At 51.4% G+C, this 15,507-nt stretch carries 16 protein-coding genes; 11 read left to right on the top strand and 5 right to left on the bottom strand.

Annotated elements, in window-relative coordinates:
• Position 1 precedes the first annotated feature (1 nt).
• Both ACKX14_RS07925 and iolB read left to right on the top strand, forming a co-directional pair.
• On the top strand, positions 2-880 hold the full coding sequence (locus tag ACKX14_RS07925) for an aldo/keto reductase (protein WP_422446399.1): 879 nt from the start codon (positions 2-4) through the stop codon (positions 878-880).
• Positions 881-911: 31 nt separating this feature from the next.
• The gene (iolB, locus tag ACKX14_RS07920) at positions 912-1,733 is read left to right on the top strand and encodes a 5-deoxy-glucuronate isomerase (protein ID WP_422446397.1); all 822 of its coding nucleotides are present in this window, start codon (positions 912-914) and stop codon (positions 1,731-1,733) included.
• Positions 1,734-1,934: 201 nt separating this feature from the next.
• Here the strand turns inward: iolB and ACKX14_RS07915 are convergent, their stop codons facing one another.
• On the bottom strand, positions 1,935-2,204 hold the full coding sequence (locus ACKX14_RS07915; protein WP_422446395.1) for a hypothetical protein: 270 nt from the start codon (positions 2,202-2,204) through the stop codon (positions 1,935-1,937).
• 169 nt (positions 2,205-2,373) lie between these two features.
• Here ACKX14_RS07915 and ACKX14_RS07910 point away from each other — a divergent pair, with 169 nt between their 5' ends.
• A complete protein-coding gene (locus ACKX14_RS07910) occupies positions 2,374-2,871 on the top strand; it encodes a flavin reductase family protein (protein WP_422446393.1) in 498 nt (165 codons plus the stop codon).
• Between the two features lie 15 nt (positions 2,872-2,886).
• On the opposite strand, the gene ACKX14_RS07905 is transcribed toward ACKX14_RS07910, so the two are convergent.
• Positions 2,887-3,639, bottom strand: a complete 753-nt coding sequence (locus ACKX14_RS07905; RefSeq protein WP_422446391.1) for an endonuclease III domain-containing protein — start codon at positions 3,637-3,639, stop codon at positions 2,887-2,889.
• A 245-nt stretch (positions 3,640-3,884) separates the two neighbouring features.
• On the opposite strand from ACKX14_RS07905, the gene ACKX14_RS07900 reads away from it, so the two are divergent.
• Positions 3,885-4,556, top strand: coding sequence for a GntR family transcriptional regulator (locus tag ACKX14_RS07900; protein WP_422446389.1), 672 nt, complete (start codon positions 3,885-3,887; stop codon positions 4,554-4,556).
• 31 nt (positions 4,557-4,587) lie between these two features.
• Here ACKX14_RS07900 and ACKX14_RS07895 read toward each other — a convergent pair whose 3' ends face one another.
• Positions 4,588-4,944 (bottom strand): helix-turn-helix domain-containing protein, encoded by a 357-nt coding sequence (locus ACKX14_RS07895; RefSeq protein WP_422446387.1) that lies wholly within the window; start codon positions 4,942-4,944, stop codon positions 4,588-4,590.
• Between the two features lie 167 nt (positions 4,945-5,111).
• Here ACKX14_RS07895 and glnA (ACKX14_RS07890) point away from each other — a divergent pair, with 167 nt between their 5' ends.
• Together glnA (ACKX14_RS07890) and glnA (ACKX14_RS07885) are read left to right on the top strand one after the other, a co-directional pair.
• Positions 5,112-6,440: a type I glutamate--ammonia ligase gene (glnA, locus tag ACKX14_RS07890; protein WP_422446385.1), complete on the top strand. Its 1,329-nt coding sequence runs from the start codon at positions 5,112-5,114 to the stop codon at positions 6,438-6,440.
• Positions 6,441-6,756: 316 nt separating this feature from the next.
• On the top strand, positions 6,757-8,091 hold the full coding sequence (glnA, locus tag ACKX14_RS07885) for a type I glutamate--ammonia ligase (RefSeq protein WP_422446383.1): 1,335 nt from the start codon (positions 6,757-6,759) through the stop codon (positions 8,089-8,091).
• A gap of 41 nt (positions 8,092-8,132) precedes the next feature.
• Here glnA (ACKX14_RS07885) and pdxR read toward each other — a convergent pair whose 3' ends face one another.
• A complete protein-coding gene (pdxR, locus tag ACKX14_RS07880; RefSeq protein ID WP_422446381.1) occupies positions 8,133-9,707 on the bottom strand; it encodes a MocR-like pyridoxine biosynthesis transcription factor PdxR in 1,575 nt (524 codons plus the stop codon).
• A 197-nt stretch (positions 9,708-9,904) separates the two neighbouring features.
• Here pdxR and pdxS point away from each other — a divergent pair, with 197 nt between their 5' ends.
• Together pdxS and pdxT are read left to right on the top strand one after the other, a co-directional pair.
• Positions 9,905-10,810 carry a pyridoxal 5'-phosphate synthase lyase subunit PdxS gene (pdxS, locus tag ACKX14_RS07875; RefSeq protein WP_422446379.1) on the top strand — a complete coding sequence of 302 codons (906 nt, stop codon included), beginning with the start codon at positions 9,905-9,907 and terminating at the stop codon, positions 10,808-10,810.
• A gap of 1 nt (position 10,811) precedes the next feature.
• Positions 10,812-11,423, top strand: coding sequence for a pyridoxal 5'-phosphate synthase glutaminase subunit PdxT (pdxT, locus tag ACKX14_RS07870; protein ID WP_422446377.1), 612 nt, complete (start codon positions 10,812-10,814; stop codon positions 11,421-11,423).
• Between the two features lie 28 nt (positions 11,424-11,451).
• On the opposite strand, the gene ACKX14_RS07865 is transcribed toward pdxT, so the two are convergent.
• On the bottom strand, positions 11,452-12,531 hold the full coding sequence (locus ACKX14_RS07865; RefSeq protein WP_422446375.1) for a 6-phosphofructokinase: 1,080 nt from the start codon (positions 12,529-12,531) through the stop codon (positions 11,452-11,454).
• A 311-nt stretch (positions 12,532-12,842) separates the two neighbouring features.
• Here ACKX14_RS07865 and ilvN point away from each other — a divergent pair, with 311 nt between their 5' ends.
• The 3 genes from ilvN to ACKX14_RS07850 all read left to right on the top strand — a co-directional run bounded on the left by ilvN (position 12,843) and on the right by ACKX14_RS07850 (position 15,442).
• The gene (ilvN, locus tag ACKX14_RS07860; protein ID WP_422446373.1) at positions 12,843-13,373 is read left to right on the top strand and encodes an acetolactate synthase small subunit; all 531 of its coding nucleotides are present in this window, start codon (positions 12,843-12,845) and stop codon (positions 13,371-13,373) included.
• A gap of 203 nt (positions 13,374-13,576) precedes the next feature.
• Complete coding sequence (gene ilvD / locus ACKX14_RS07855) at positions 13,577-15,235, top strand: dihydroxy-acid dehydratase (protein ID WP_422446371.1); 1,659 nt, start codon at positions 13,577-13,579, stop codon at positions 15,233-15,235.
• Positions 15,236-15,244: 9 nt separating this feature from the next.
• Entirely contained in the window at positions 15,245-15,442 is a 198-nt protein-coding gene (locus ACKX14_RS07850) for a hypothetical protein (protein WP_422446369.1), read from the top strand.
• Positions 15,443-15,507 lie beyond the last annotated feature (65 nt).

Below are 15,507 nucleotides of genomic sequence, written 5' to 3'. Positions count from 1 at the left end.
CTTGAGATACAGAAAGCTCGGCAGCACAGGTCTTCTTGGATCAGAGATAGGGTTTGGAGCGGTGGCCATAGGAAGGGACTGGGCGTTCGGCATAGCCGAAGACCCCAGAAGGCCGGAAGAAAAAGAGGCCATCTATTTGGTGGAACATCTTTCGGACGTGGGGATAAATTTCATAGACACCGCACCGGCATACCAGGAAAGCGAAAAAATAATAGGCAAAGCTTTAAAGGGCAAGAGAGACAAATTCTATATAGCCACCAAGGTCGGAGAGCGATTTGACGGCGCAACGTCTTTCTACGACTATTCTGAAAAAGCCACCCTCTCCTTTATTGAAAGCAGACTGAAGGCACTTAGGACGGATTATGTGGATGTCGTCCAGATACACTCCTGCCCTCTAGAGGTCCTGGAAAGAGCAGAGACAGTAAATGCCCTGCTCAAGGCGAAGAAAGCCGTAAAGGCGAGGTTCATCGGGGTGAGGGGCAGTGTGGAGGTCATGCTGGAGGCTTTGAAATACCCCGAGATTGACGTGCTTCAGTTTTCATACAACATTCTGGACAGGGCTTGCGAGGAGCTACTTTTACTTGCTGTCAATAAAGCTGGCAGAGGGGTAATAATCAAGGACTGCCTTAAAAAAGATCTGCTCAGCTACAAGTATAAAAATAGTACAGTCAGCGACAGAAATCTTCTTAATAAAATCAGCAGGCTTGACGAATTTGCGAAAAAAAGAGGTATGGCCCTGGATGAACTTGCCATCAGGTACGTGCTTTTGCGCGATGAGATATCCACGGTAATCCTAGGCAGTAAAAATTACGAACACGTAAAGAAAAACACTTCTTATTCTGACGGCCAGCATTTGGACCTGGGCGGTTTTGAAGTATAAGTAGTAAAATACCAACTTTCGGGAGGAATGTATGATGAATTACATTTATCCAAACCAGGATTTTAAAGGGTACAAAGATGTGGTAAAGATTGGGGAGACATCGAAGTATGTGGGGCTCGGCCTTCTGAAACTGGGGCCTAAACAGACATATACCGGCAAAGCGAAAGATGAGGAGATAGTGATCGTCATAATGTCCGGCAGGTGTGATGTAAAGGTGGACGGAGCCATGTTCTCCGGGCTTGGAGAGAGAAAGGACGTCTTTTCGGGCAAACCCACCGCTGTTTACGTTCCGGTGGGAAGCAGATATGAGGTCACAGAATGCCAGGGATTTGATCTGGAGGCGGCCGTATGTTCTGCCAAGGCGGAAAAGAGGTTTGAACCTTTTGTGGTAAAGCCTGAAGAAGTGATCTGCAACCACAGGGGAATCCTGAACTTTCAGCGGGATGTGAACGACATCATCGTGGACAACGCTGAAGGCAGGGTCCACCGAATAGTGGTGGGAGAGACGTATTCGTATCCGGGGCAGTGGTCGAGTTATCCTTCTCACAAACATGACACCTACGACATGCCGAACGAGACAAAGATGGAAGAAGTTTACCATTTCAAAGTAAAACCCATAGACGGCTTCGGTATTCAGGTCCTGTACACTGACGACCTTTCGCTGAGGGAATCGTATGTGGTTAAAGACGGGGATACGGTGTATATACCGAAGGGCTATCATCCAGTGGCCGCAGCGCCGGGATTTTCTGTCTATTATCTGTGGGTGATGGCCGGAAACTACGGCAGGAAGCTGATTCCGAAGGATGACCCGAAGCTCGCCTGGCTGAACTATGTCGGTCCAATGTTGAAGTAATATTTGAGTTGAAGTAATATTTATTTAAATGGCCCTATTGCGGCCATTTTTTAAGTTTAATGTCCTTCATACAGTCATTAATCCGGAAATACCATCGGCAGGCAATGCTGGCTGAGCCGAGTTTTTGTGAACCCGGCGGTTAAGCTGCAAAAGGGCTTTTATCAGCTTAAAAAGTGAGGTATAATTATCCTGAGAGGAAAATTACTTTTTTGCCGATTCCAGGACGGCCAGCAGCAGGAAAATCATGAAGCCCACGCTTGTCAGCTGATCCACAAGCCACCTCTGTTCAGGCTTTACCACACTTACCAGGAAATCCTCCAGGGGACCGGCGATTATAATAGCGGCGGTTATATATAGAGGCGCCACCGCCCCTTTTTTTAAAAAAAATTCCACGGAAAAAACGGTGATAGCAATCCCCAGCAGGTAATTAAATGCGGTTAAAACCGACCTCAGTTCTTTTTCCTTGGCCACCTAAAACACTCCTATCCGCTCTTTCTCGTAATATTATATTAATTCACACTTGATTTGGGTGCGCGGGTGGACCTCTGCGCCGGCAAGAAAAAATTTCACCCGCCTGCTCGGGCGGGTTGTGGGTTGAGTTACCGGTTTTGAGATAAAAGTAAAAAAGGAGGAGATTTGCTTGAAAGAGATTAACATTGCCGAAGTATCCGGGAAAATACTGGAGCAGCTCCCGGAAGGCGCATTCCTGACCGTGAAACACGGCGACAGGGTCAACACCATGACTATCGGCTGGGGGACCCTGGGCCGCATGTGGAACAGGCCGGTGTTTATGGTTATGGTGAGGTATTCCAGGTATACATATGAGCTCATCGAAAAGGCCGACTCTTTTACCGTGAGCATTCCGCAGAAAGGGGATCTGAAAAAAGCTCTGGCCATATGCGGCTCCAGATCCGGAAGGGACATTGACAAGTTCAGGGAATGCGGCCTTACGCCGCAGGAAGGGGCGGTGGAATCGCCGCACATAGCCGAATGCGACATCCACATAGACTGCAGGATAATTTACAGGCAACCGCTGGACCCCGATAAACTGCCCGGAGAAATAAAAAATGAATGCTATAAAAACGGCGATTATCATGTGCTCTACTACGGGGAAATTGTAAAAACCTATGCAAATTAAGATAGAAATATGTCTTTAAGTTGACTTTTTGTATTCTCCTTTCCTATTCCGGCCTGTATTTTCCCTTCCTGTTCCGGCGTCAGCCCCGACAGCGTTATTTGTCAAAGCCGAATAAAATTTGCATGCATCACTTACGGGGCATTCGGCGCAGAGCGGGTTTTGATTCCGGCAGCAGTCTTTCCCCAGCCTGACGATGAGGGCGTGGTATTCGTTGAAGAGTTCCACGTCCTCCGGCAGGTTTTGCATGAAAAAGTCCTGCATTGCCTGGTAGTCCGCATCCTCCGGAAGGAAGCCCAGCCTCGAAAATATCCGCCGGGTATAGGCGTCCACCACGAAAATGGGTTTTCTGGCGGCGTAAAGGATTATGGAATCTGCCGTCTCCCTGCCGAGCCCCTTGATGGATAAAAGTTCCCGCCGCATTTCAAAAAGATCCTTTTCAAACATTTTACAGATATCCCCGTCGTAATTGTCTTTAATGTGACGGCATATATTTTTAAGCTTTTCGGCCTTCTGGTTGTAATACCTGGTGGACCTGACAAGGTCCGCCAGCTTTTGCCTTTCCGCCTTCAGTATGCCGTCTACGGAAAGCAGTCCCTCGGCCTTGAGGTTTTCAATGGCTTTTTCTACGTTTTTCCACGACACGCTCTGGGTGAGGATGGCCCCCACCACCACCTCGAAATCGCTTTCCGCCGGCCACCAGTGCTGAGGCCCGAAGGCGGCAAACAATTTGTCATATATTTTAATGAGATTCCGCCTGTACAAACTCATAAACCACCTGTATTGCTTGCAGAAATAGTGCTGAATAACAATTTAATTATATCAAAAACCGTATTATATTTACAGCTTCAGTTAAAAGCCGTTTTTTGACAAGACCGGATTGCCGGCGTTTTTGCATAAATCAATATTTTGTTGTGGATATAGTATACAATTATATGAAAATCCCTTTCAAAAAATTAAAACGTATAGTAAAATATACTTAGAAGCTTTGCATTAAGACGGGGAGGTCTTAACATATGACGTCCGACTTGCAGGACACGGGATATTCCCTGCGCAGCAGGATATATCACCAGCTGAAGAACGCCATACTAAACGGTGTCTATAAACCGGGCGAGAGCTTAATAGAGATGAAGGTGGCAAAAGAGCTGGGAGTCAGCCGGACACCGGTTAGAGAGGCCATCCGCCAGCTGGAGCTTGAAGGTCTTGTGTCGAGCATACCCAATAAAGGCGTGATTGTAGAAGGGGTTACCGAACAGGATGTGGAAGACATATACACAATCCGCAAGATGATCGAAGGGCTGGCGGCGCGCTGGGCTGCCGAAAAGATAACCGATGAACAACTAAAAGAAATGAAGGACATACTGGATCTTATGGAATTTTACACGGTTAAAGGGGAAATTGACAAGGTCTCCGAACTGGATACCCGTTTTCACGACGTGATATTTAAAGCCTGCCACAGCAGGCCCCTGGAATCGGTCCTTACCAATTTCCATCATTTCATTCAGAGGGCCCGGCTGGTATCCATCAAGTCCAGCGGCAGAGCGCCGGTTTCTCTGGAAGAGCACCGGAACATTTACAGGGCTCTGGAATCCCATGATCCCGATGCCGCCGAAAAGGCCATGATCAGGCATGTGGATGAGGCACGCTCTAACCTCTGCCCATACCTTGAAAGCCATAAAGTGTTTTGAAAAAAATAATCCTTGCGTGTGGACGCAAGGATTATTTTTTTTCCAGGAGCTTCATCAACACTGCACGGTTTGATACGGGATAGAGGGATGTGAGCTTGCCTCCGGGCAAATTTATATCAGACGTAAGATTAATGTTTTTGGAGCTTTTTTCCAGTATATCTATCTTCTCTTTTATTGATTTTAAGTCAAATCCGTTGTCTTTCAGATATTTAATTCTGGCAAGCCTGATGATGTCTTTTTCCGAGTATCTTCTCTGTTTGCCCGAAGTTCTGGCCGGAGTAATTAGCCCCAGATCTTCATAATAACGGATTTGCCGGCTGGTAAGGCCGGTTTTTTCTTCCACAACTCCGATCGGGTATAAACCCTTATCCAGTGAAGTGCCGGCCACAATAATCACCTCCCGAAATGTTACCACTATACTAACATAAAAGACTGCAAAAGTCAATTTCATGTTAGATTTGACAAAGATAAAATAAAAAACCTTACATTAACTTGACATTTGAAAATAACATTGTTATGATTTCAATATACATTTTAAGATCTGGAGGGAGAAAAGTGGGTTACACAAAGGATGACATCATCAACCTTACGAAGGAGCTCAAGGTGAAATTTATCAGACTTCAGTTTGTCGACATTTTCGGAGTGGTAAAGAATGTGGCAATTCCGGTGAGCCAGCTGGAGGACGCCCTGGACGGCAAATTGATGTTTGACGGTTCGTCTATCGAGGGTTTCACCCGCATACAGGAATCGGATATGTATCTGAAACCAGACCTTGATACCTTTGCCATTTTTCCATGGAAACCGAGAGACGGAGCGGAAGCCCGGCTGATTTGCGACATTTACAATCCCGACGGCACTCCCTTTGAAGGGAGCCCCCGCCAGGTTCTCAAAAAAGTCGTTGAGGAAGCCAAATCTATGGGTTTTACGATGTATGCGGGCCCGGAACCGGAATTTTTCATGTTTCTCACAGATGAAAAGGGAAAACCGACAATTGAGACCGGAGACAAAGGCGGCTACTTCGACCTTTCGCCGGTGGACCTGGGTGAAAATGCCAGAAGAGATATTGTGCTCACCCTTGAGGAAATGGGTTTTGAAGTGGAAGCCGCCCATCATGAGGTGGCACCGGGCCAGCACGAAATAGATTTTAAGTACTCAGACGCCCTCCGGACGGCCGACAACATCACCACCTTCCGTTTTGTGACCAAAATTATCGCCAAACAGCACGGCCTGCACGCCACATTCATGCCGAAGCCGGTGTTTGGCATCAACGGGTCCGGTATGCACATCCATCAATCGCTTTTTTCCGACGGGAAGAACGCCTTTGCCGACGAAAACGGAGAGGCCGGGCTGAGCGAGATTGCAAGGTATTATGTGGGTGGGCTCTTGAAACACGCCCCCGGCTTTACCGCCATCACCAACCCGCTGGTCAACTCCTATAAAAGACTGGTCCCGGGGTATGAGGCACCGGTGTACATTTCCTGGTCCGCCAAAAACAGGAGCGCCCTGGTGCGGGTACCTGCAGCCGGCGGTGCAAAAACCCGAATTGAGCTCAGAAGCCCCGACCCGTCGGCCAACCCGTATCTGGCGCTGGCGGTGATCCTGGCGGCCGGGCTTGACGGTATCAAGAACAAAATAGATCCGGGCCCCCAGGTCTACGACAACATTTACCATATGAGCGACGAAGAACGTGAAAAGGCGGGCATTAAGAGTCTCCCCGGGAACCTCAAGGAAGCCCTGGACCTGCTGGCCGAAGACGAAGTTATAGTAAAAGCACTTGGCCCCCATGTATACGAACATTATGTAAAGGCCAAGAGGCAGGAATGGGACGCTTACAGGACCAAAGTCCACAGCTGGGAGCTGGACGAATATATAGAGGTGTATTAAACGATATTTCAACAAACGACGCCTCCCCCTCATATTTAATAGAACGGCGCCGGGTTTTTGAAACCCGGCGCCTTTTGCGTGCGGCCGGTGTGGGTGAAACTGAAGCGGTTGATATCCGTAAATGGCCTGGCTGCAAAAACCATTTCGGCCGAAGGGCGCGGGTGCCTGTCGGTGGAAAACTTTCGAAGCTCACAACTTATAGACCAAGTAACAAAAAAATGTTATATTATAAACGGTGATGGGAAATTTTTTGTAAGAAAGGATTTTAATAAAAACAGATTTATACCGAAAATTTAAAAGATTTAGGAGGGATATAATGCCGAAATTCACAAAAAGCGATGTTCTGAAAAAGGCTCAGGAGCTTGATGTGAAGTTCATAAGGCTGCAGTTTACCGATATCCTGGGCATAATCAAAAACGTTACCATCACCGTTGACCAGCTGGAAGACGCTTTGGACGGAAAGATAATGTTCGACGGTTCTTCCATTGAAGGATTTACCCGCATCCAGGAATCGGACATGTATCTTAAGCCCGACTACGACACCTTCGCCATACTTCCGTGGAAGCCCAGAAAGGGGGCGGAGGCCAGGCTCATGTGCGATGTGTACGATTCCAACAACGAGCCTTTTATAGGGTGCCCCAGGGGCATACTGAAAAAAGTGCTTGAAGAGGCGCGCCGGATGGGTTACGAAATGTATGCGGGTCCTGAACCGGAATTCTTTCTTTTCCATACCGACGAGGAAGGCAGGCCCACCGTTAAGACCAACGACAAAGGAAGCTATTTTGACCTGTCCCCGGTGGATCTGGGGGAGAACGCCAGAAGGGATATTGTGCTCGCCCTGCAGGAGATGGGGTTCGAGGTGGAGGCCGCCCACCACGAGGTGGCTCCCGGCCAGCACGAAATAGACTTTAAATACACCCGGGCGTTGAGAACCGCAGACAACGTGGTGACCTTCAAATTTGTAACAAAGGCAATAGCGGCGGAACACGGCCTGTACGCCACTTTTATGCCCAAGCCGATTTTCGGGGAAAACGGCTCGGGAATGCACATCCACATGTCGCTTTTCAAAGACGGTATCAATGCCTTCTATGACGAAAATGACAGGGAACTGGGGCTTTCAAAGGTGGCAAGGCACTTTATAGGAGGCATTCTCCGCCATGCCAGGGCGTTTACCGCCGTAACCAATCCCACCGTGAACTCTTACAAGCGCCTGGTCCCCGGTTATGAGGCCCCCGTATATATTTCGTGGTCGGGGAGGAACCGCAGCGCCCTGGTGAGGGTTCCGGCAGGGCGGGGGAGCGCCAGCCGCATAGAGCTCAGAAGCCCGGACCCGTCGGCCAATCCTTACCTGGCGCTGGCGGTGATCCTGGCGGCCGGGCTTGACGGCATCAGAAACGAGATGGACCCGGGGCCCGAGACGTTAAACAACATATACGACATGACTCCTGAAGAAAGGATGGAAGCAGGCATAGAAAGCCTGCCGGGCAGTCTGAAGGAAGCCCTGGATTATCTGTCCCAGGATGAGGTCATAAAGGATGCGCTGGGCCCCCATGCTTACGAACACTTTATGAAAGCCAAACTGATAGAATGGGACATTTACCGGATACAGGTCCACCAGTGGGAGCTGGACCAGTACCTGGGAGTGTTTTAGCCGGTGGCAGCCTTTTGGACTTTTGAACCTTGGCCTTGAACCTAGAGCAGCGGGCGGTAGCCGGTGCCGCGGATGGGACTCAGGCTGTATTCCTCCAGGAAGTCTGAGATTATCTCCGAAAGCAGTTTTATTCCGCCTTGGATGTCTTCCGGTGATATTTCGGCAAAGCTGAGCCTGAAGCCCTGCGAAGGGCGCCGGTCGGCGTAGAATAAATCCCCGGGCATTATGAGGAGGCCGCGCTTTAAAGCCTCCGTGTACAGGTTCATGGAATAATATCCCCGCGGAAGAACCAGCCAGAAGAAAAGACCGCCGCCGGGGTCGGTGTATTCTATGCAGCCGGGCAGGTATTCTTCCAGGGCGTACTTCATGATCTGCCATTTTTCGCGGAACGCTTTTCTAATGCGGTTTACGTGACCGGTCCACAGAGACTTCCTGAAAAACAGATCCAGCGCCCGCTGGGTAAGGCCCGATGAAGATATGTCCGAGGAATATTTGGCATCGGTGATCCTGCCGGCGAAACCCTCCGGCGATGCGATAAATGCCAGGCGCAGTCCGGGCATGAACAGCTTTGAAAAGCTCTTTATATAAAGCACCCGGCCGCTGCGGTCCAGGGCCTTAAGCGGTTCGGGTTTTTTTGCAAAATAAAGGTCGTTCATGTGGTCGTCTTCCACAATCAGAAAATCGTATTCCGAAGTAAGAGCGAGAAGCTCTTTCTTTTTTTGTGCGGAATAAGACCGGCCGGTGGGATTGTGGAAATTCGGCATGGTATAGAAAAGCTTTGGAGGTCGGTTTTTGAGCTTTGAAACAAATTCGTCCAGATTGACACCATCCCGCTCCATGGGTATTTCAACTATCCTGGCACCCCGGGACCTGAAGGCGTCGATGGCCCCGGTGTAGGTAGGAGCTTCCACAAACACCGTATCCTGGAAATTTAAAAAGGCCTTGGCAATAATGTCAATGCCCTGCTGGGCGCCGGAGACCACCTGGATACCGTCGACGGGCATTTCTATTCCGTATTCTTTAAATATGAAGTCCCTGATGGACTGCCGGAGGGGAGGGTAGCCCATGCTCTCCTGGTAGTCGAAGGCGTAGCCGCCGTCCCGGTCCAGGACCTCGTTTAAGACCTCCTTAAAATCGTCCACCGGGAAAAACTCCGGCGAGATGGCGGCGCTTCCGAAGTCGAACCGCACCCGTGCCCCGGGGTTTTGCCTTTCGGCGCCGGAAAAACCCAAAGAACCATCCGGCCCGCCGGTGGAGAAGGGCGCATTTTTGGGATTGAGTGCCTTTGAGCGCGGGTCAATGTCAGGAGTGCCGGCGCCGCGGCTGTGAGGCTGCAATTTGAGAGCCGGGCGCCCCGCCGAAATGATGGCGGGGCTCACATAAGTGCCGCTGCCCACCTTTGATACGGCGTAGCCTTCTTTTTCAAGGAGCCTGTAAGCATTGACCACCGTTACGGAATTCACTTTTAAAAGCGCCGCCAGCTTGCGGATGGGAGGCAATTTTTCTTCAGGCGACAGTTTCCCCTGGCTGATGAGATCGATTATCCCTTCGTAAAGCTGGATATATAAAGGCTTATCCAGGTTCCTGTCCAATTGTATCGATACAAATCTATGCATAAAATTTTCCTCCGGGCTGATTTGTGAAATTGTATTGACAAACAATCGCCGTTGATGACATAATATATACATACAATTTTGGGCGGCAGGAGAAAAATGTAACGATACAATTATTATTATATCACAATTGGTGTTGTATTAAAAGTATGATTACAGGAGCCCTGTTGCCCTGAAAATTTCAAAAGGAGGAACACATTATGGCGGAAAACAACCTTTTTGACACCAACGCTCATCCCGAGCGGTACAGTCTGAACAAAAACCTGGCGGAGATGCTCAAGGGCGGGGTCATCATGGATGTCACCACTCCCGAACAGGCGAAAATCGCGGAAGAGGCCGGGGCGGTGGCCGTAATGGCCCTGGAAAGGGTCCCGGCGGACATCCGGAAACAGGGCGGTGTGGCAAGGATGTCGGACCCAAAGATAATTAAAGCCATTAAATCCGCCGTCACAATTCCCGTCATGGCCAAGTGCAGAATCGGCCACTTCGTAGAGGCGCAGATACTGGAGGCGCTGGGGGTGGATTACATAGACGAGAGCGAAGTGCTGACCCCGGCCGACGAGTCCTTCCACATCGACAAGAAAAAGTTCAAAGTGCCCTTTGTATGCGGTGCCAGGAACCTGGGCGAGGCCCTGAGGCGCATAGGCGAGGGCGCCTCCATGATAAGGACCAAGGGGGAGGCCGGTACAGGCAACGTGGTGGAAGCCGTGAGGCATATCCGCACAGTTATGGCGGAGATCAGGCGGCTTCAGAATATGCCGAGAGAGGAATTGATGTCCGCCGCCAAGGAAATGGGCGCCCCCTATGATCTGGTGCTTTACGTGGCAGAAAACGGTAAACTTCCTGTGGTGAATTTCGCCGCCGGGGGTGTGGCCACGCCCGCCGACGCGGCACTGTTAATGCAGCTGGGATGCGACGGCGTATTTGTGGGTTCGGGTATCTTCAAATCGGAAAACCCCGTAAAGCGCGCCAGGGCCATTGTAAAGGCTGTAACCTATTACAACGACCCCGAAGTCCTGGCGGAAGTTTCCGAAGACCTGGGAGAAGCCATGGAGAGCTTTGAGATAGACAAACTGGAAGATCGCTACGCAGAGCGCGGGTGGTAGCATGAAGATCGGAGTACTGGCCCTTCAGGGGGCCGTGCGGGAACACATGAATATGATTATTAAGGCCGGAGAAGAGCCGGTGGCCGTCAAGAACAGGGCCGGCCTTGAACAAGTGGACGCCCTCATCCTCCCGGGTGGTGAGAGCACCGCCATAGGAAAACTCATGTCAGACTTCGGCCTGAAGGATGAAATAGTCCGCCGGGCGAAAGAAGGTATGCCGGTATGGGGCACCTGTGCCGGCATGATTCTCCTTGCAAAACACATCGTGAACCAGGACAGTACCCATCTCAACCTGATGGATATATGGGTAAGGCGAAACGCTTACGGCAGCCAGCTGGACAGTTTTATAACCCACCGGGCGGTTCCGGGGGTTTCCGAAAATCCCATACCCCTCGTCTTTATAAGGGCGCCGTATGTGGAGAAAGTGGGCCCCGAAGTTAAGGTGCTCCTTGAAATCGACGGAAAGGTGGTGGCGGCCAGGCAGGGCAATCTCCTGGCCACCGCCTTCCATCCGGAATTGACGGAGGATTTGAGTTTTCATCGTTATTTTATAAGCATGGCAGCCGAAAATTTTAAGCAAATGGCCGCTGCGGTGCCCGAAGAACCACGGTGAAATGGGGCAAAAAGAGATTCCCTCTGTATTAATCTCCGAAGCTGATCCCTATGCTCCTTGCAGTCTCAATCAACTGATGATCCGGCGGCACGGTCCTGCATCCGGGGGGGATGTCCTCGAAAGCCACCGATGTGATGACACCGTTTCTGAGGGCCACCATTTTCCCGCTTTCGCCGGAAAGGGCCAGCCTTGCCGCAGCCTGACCGTATCTGGTGGCCAGAATCCGGTCGAAGGGAGAAGGGGACCCGCCCCGCTGGATGTGGCCCAGCACGGTGGCCCGGCTTTCAAAACCGGTGATTTCCTCCACCATCTCGGCTACGACGGCGCTTATGCCTCCCAGGCGGACCGGGTCTCCGCTGCCGGCAACGGTTTGCCGGACGACCTGTCTGCCTTCGGGAGTTCTGGCGCCTTCGGCCACAACTATAATACTGAAGGGTTTGCCCTCCTTCTGGCGGGAAAAAATCTTTTCCGCCACTTTTTCTATTTTCCAGGGTATTTCGGGTATAAGGATCACGTCGGCTCCGCCAGCCACACCGCTGTAAAGGGCTATCCACCCGGCATACCTTCCCATGAGTTCCAGCACCATTACCCTGTGATGGGATTCGGCTGTGGTGTGCAGCCGGTCCAGCGCCTCGGTGGCGATGGTGACGGCCGTATCAAATCCGAATGTCTGGTCGGTGCCCTGAAGGTCGTTGTCAATGGTCTTGGGGACGCCTATGATTTTAGCGCCCTTTTGGGCCAGTTCCCGGGCGATGGCCAGGCTGCCGTCACCCCCTATTACCACCAGGCAGTCTATACCCAGTCTCTCGAGATTTTCCAGCGCCCTTTCGGACATGTCCCTGTACTCCAGTTTATCCCCTTCTTTTACCGGAAAATTAAAAGGGTTGTCCCGGTTGTTGGTGCCCAGGATGGTGCCGCCCCGGTGCAAAAGACCCGATATGTCCCGCCTGCCCAGCTTGCGGTAGTTTCCGCGGATAAGCCCGCTGTAACCGTCCACAAACCCGTAAAGCTCCGCACCCGCAGCTTCCGCCACCTTGGCGCAGGCCCTTATGACCGCATTGAGCCCCGGAGCGTCGCCGCCTCCGGTAAGAATTCCCAGCCTTTTCACGTAAATTCCCTCCCCATTTTCATTTATAAACAATGAAAATTTATTTTCCGAGGATGAGATATGTGCTATAATAAGACTTAATTTAAATACATCTTACTTTTTATTTTATTCTTTTTAATCTGGTTTCATAGTCAATTTACCAGGAGACGCTCTTAATTTTATTATTCCAGATAATTCCGCAAAAAACAATCCCGGAATTCATTGCATGAATTTCTTATTTCCCGGTCGGGCCGCCTTTTTGCGCGGAATTGTCTCCGGCCGAACTTTGTTGCCCAACTACAGTGAAGAATATTCGAGAGGTGGTGATTTGATTGCGCAGGGCGATTTTTTCGGTGCTGGTGCACAACGAGTACGGGGTGGTCACCAGGATTTCGGGTCTTTTTACCCGCCGCGGCTTCAACATAACCAGTTTTACCGGGGAAGAAACTGAAGACCCCATGATTTCCCGCATAACCATCGTCGCCGAAGGCGACGAGAGAGAGCTTTCCCAAATCAAAAGCCAGGTGGAAAAACTGGTGGACGTCATCAAGGTGGTGGAGCTGGACGCCAGGGCTTCGGTCCAGAGGGAACTGGCTCTGATTAAAGTGAGGACCGATGACAGGAACCGCGCCGAGGTGTTCCAGATCGTGGAATCATTTCGCGGCAAGGTGGTGGATATTGATCCCGAGGCGGTGGTGATAGAGATAACCGGCGATCTGGAAAAGGTCAAGGCCTTTTTAAACATGATGAAACACTACGGCATTGTGGAGAGCGTCAGGACCGGGATTATAGCGCTTCAGCGCGGCAAGGAGAGCATCCACGACGAACCGGATCCGGTAAGGGGCGGGGAAATTGAAGAATAAATCGGTCATTGGCATGAGATGAAAGAATAAAATTTAAAATATACTGAAACCAAAAAAGAGGAACAATAAAAGCTAAAAGATTAACATAAGAAAAGCGCATCAAAAGCCCATTTTGGATGCATCACCGGCGGATAATCAATATGTTGTTATTTTCAGGATAATAAATGAAAAAATAAAAAAAATGAAAAGAGGGGAGAAACCGTATGAGAAGCGACAGCATAAAAAAAGGTCCTATGAGGGCACCCACAAGGGCGCTGTTTTACGGTATGGGGTTTACGGATAAGGAACTGGAAAGGCCGCTCATCGGCATAGTGAATTCCCAGAACGAGATAGTGGCGGGCCACGTGCACCTTGACCGCATAGCCCAGGCGGTTAAAATCGGCGTGGCCATGGCCGGCGGCACGCCCATAGAATTCCCGGCCATCGGCATATGCGACGGCATTGCCATGGGGCATACAGGCATGAAATACCCTCTGGCCAGCCGGGAGCTCATAGCCGATTCCATCGAGGCCATGGTAATGGCCCACGGCTTTGACGGGCTTGTGCTCATTCCCAACTGCGACAAGATTGTGCCGGGCATGCTCATGGCGGCGGCCAGGCTGAACATCCCGGCGGTGGTGGTCAGCGGCGGACCCATGTTTGCCGGACGATATGAAGGCCGGGACATAGACTTTTCCACATGCATCGAAAAGGTGGGGAGCCTGAATGCCGGTGAAATCACCGAAGAAGAGCTGGCGGCCATAGAGCATGAAGCCTGCCCCGGGTGCGGTTCCTGTTCGGGACTTTTCACCGCCAATTCCATGAACTGCCTCACCGAGGCTTTGGGCCTGGGTCTTCCCGGCAACGGCACCATCCCCGCCTATTACGGCGCCAGGGTGGCTCTGGCCAAGATGGCGGGCATGCAGGTCATGGAGATGGTCAGGAGGGATATAAAGCCACGGGATATCCTCACAAAAGAGGCTTTCGAGAACGCCATAACCGTGGACATGGGGATGGCGGGTTCTTCCAACACGGTGCTGCACCTCCCGGCCATCGCCCACGAGGCGGGCATAGAACTCGAGCTTGAGCTGTTTGATAAAATAAGCCGCAGGACCCCGTATCTCTGCAAGCTCAGCCCCAGCGGCCACCATCACATGCAGGACCTCCACGAGGCTGGAGGAATCCCGGCCCTGATGAAGGAGCTTGCACGAAAAAACCTCCTGCACCTGGATCTCATCACCGTCACCGGCAGGACGGTGGGAGAGAACATTGAAAATGCATCCGTCAAAAACCCGGATGTAATAAGGCCCATCGAAAGGCCCTACAGGGAGACCGGAGGTCTGGCCATATTAAGGGGAAATCTCGCCCCCGACGGGGCCGTGGTAAAAGAAGCGGCGGTGGCGCCGGAAATGCTCTTTCACGAAGGGCCCGCCAGGGTGTTTAATTCTGAAGAAGAGGCGGTGGAGGCCATATTCGGCAGGAAGATAAACAAGGGCGATGTGGTGATAATCAGGTATGAAGGCCCCAAAGGCGGCCCCGGCATGAGAGAAATGCTGTCCCCCACTTCAGCCATAGCCGGCATGGGCCTGGACAGAGACGTGGCCCTTATCACCGACGGAAGATTTTCGGGTGCCACCCGCGGCGCTTCCATAGGCCATGTATCCCCCGAGGCCATGGAAGGAGGCCCCATCGCCCTGGTGCGGGAAGGGGACATCATAAGGATTGACATAAAAAACAAGAGGCTTGACGTGCTGATTTCAGAGGAGGAACTTTCCGCCCGGAGGGCGGCGTGGCGGGCGCCGGAGCCCAAAGTGAAGACCGGCTACCTTGCCCGCTACGCCAGGCTGGTCACATCGGCTTCCACCGGCGCGGTGCTGAAATAGGCGCGGCCGGTGGCGACCGATGGCGCGCGTAAGGCCGCAAAGGGCAGGTATTATAAAACCCGTATCCTCGACCTGGCGTTGAACGATGACCGCCATGCGCTCCGGGGATACGGATTTTTTATTTCACAGAACCGGATATTTTCAGATAATACCTGCAATATTTTCTTCGGCGTGCGGCACTTTCACCCGAAACCCATCCGCACATAAGTTCTGTTGAATATGTGGACAACTTATCCCCAATGGGGACAAGTTGCCGGCGCCCGCGCCCGTCC

This window comes from Thermorhabdus hydrogeniformans (assembly GCF_049310025.1).
Taxonomy (GTDB): domain Bacteria; phylum Bacillota; class Thermosediminibacteria; order Thermosediminibacterales; family Tepidanaerobacteraceae; genus JBJYKD01.
This window is presented reverse-complemented; position numbering and strand designations above follow the sequence as displayed.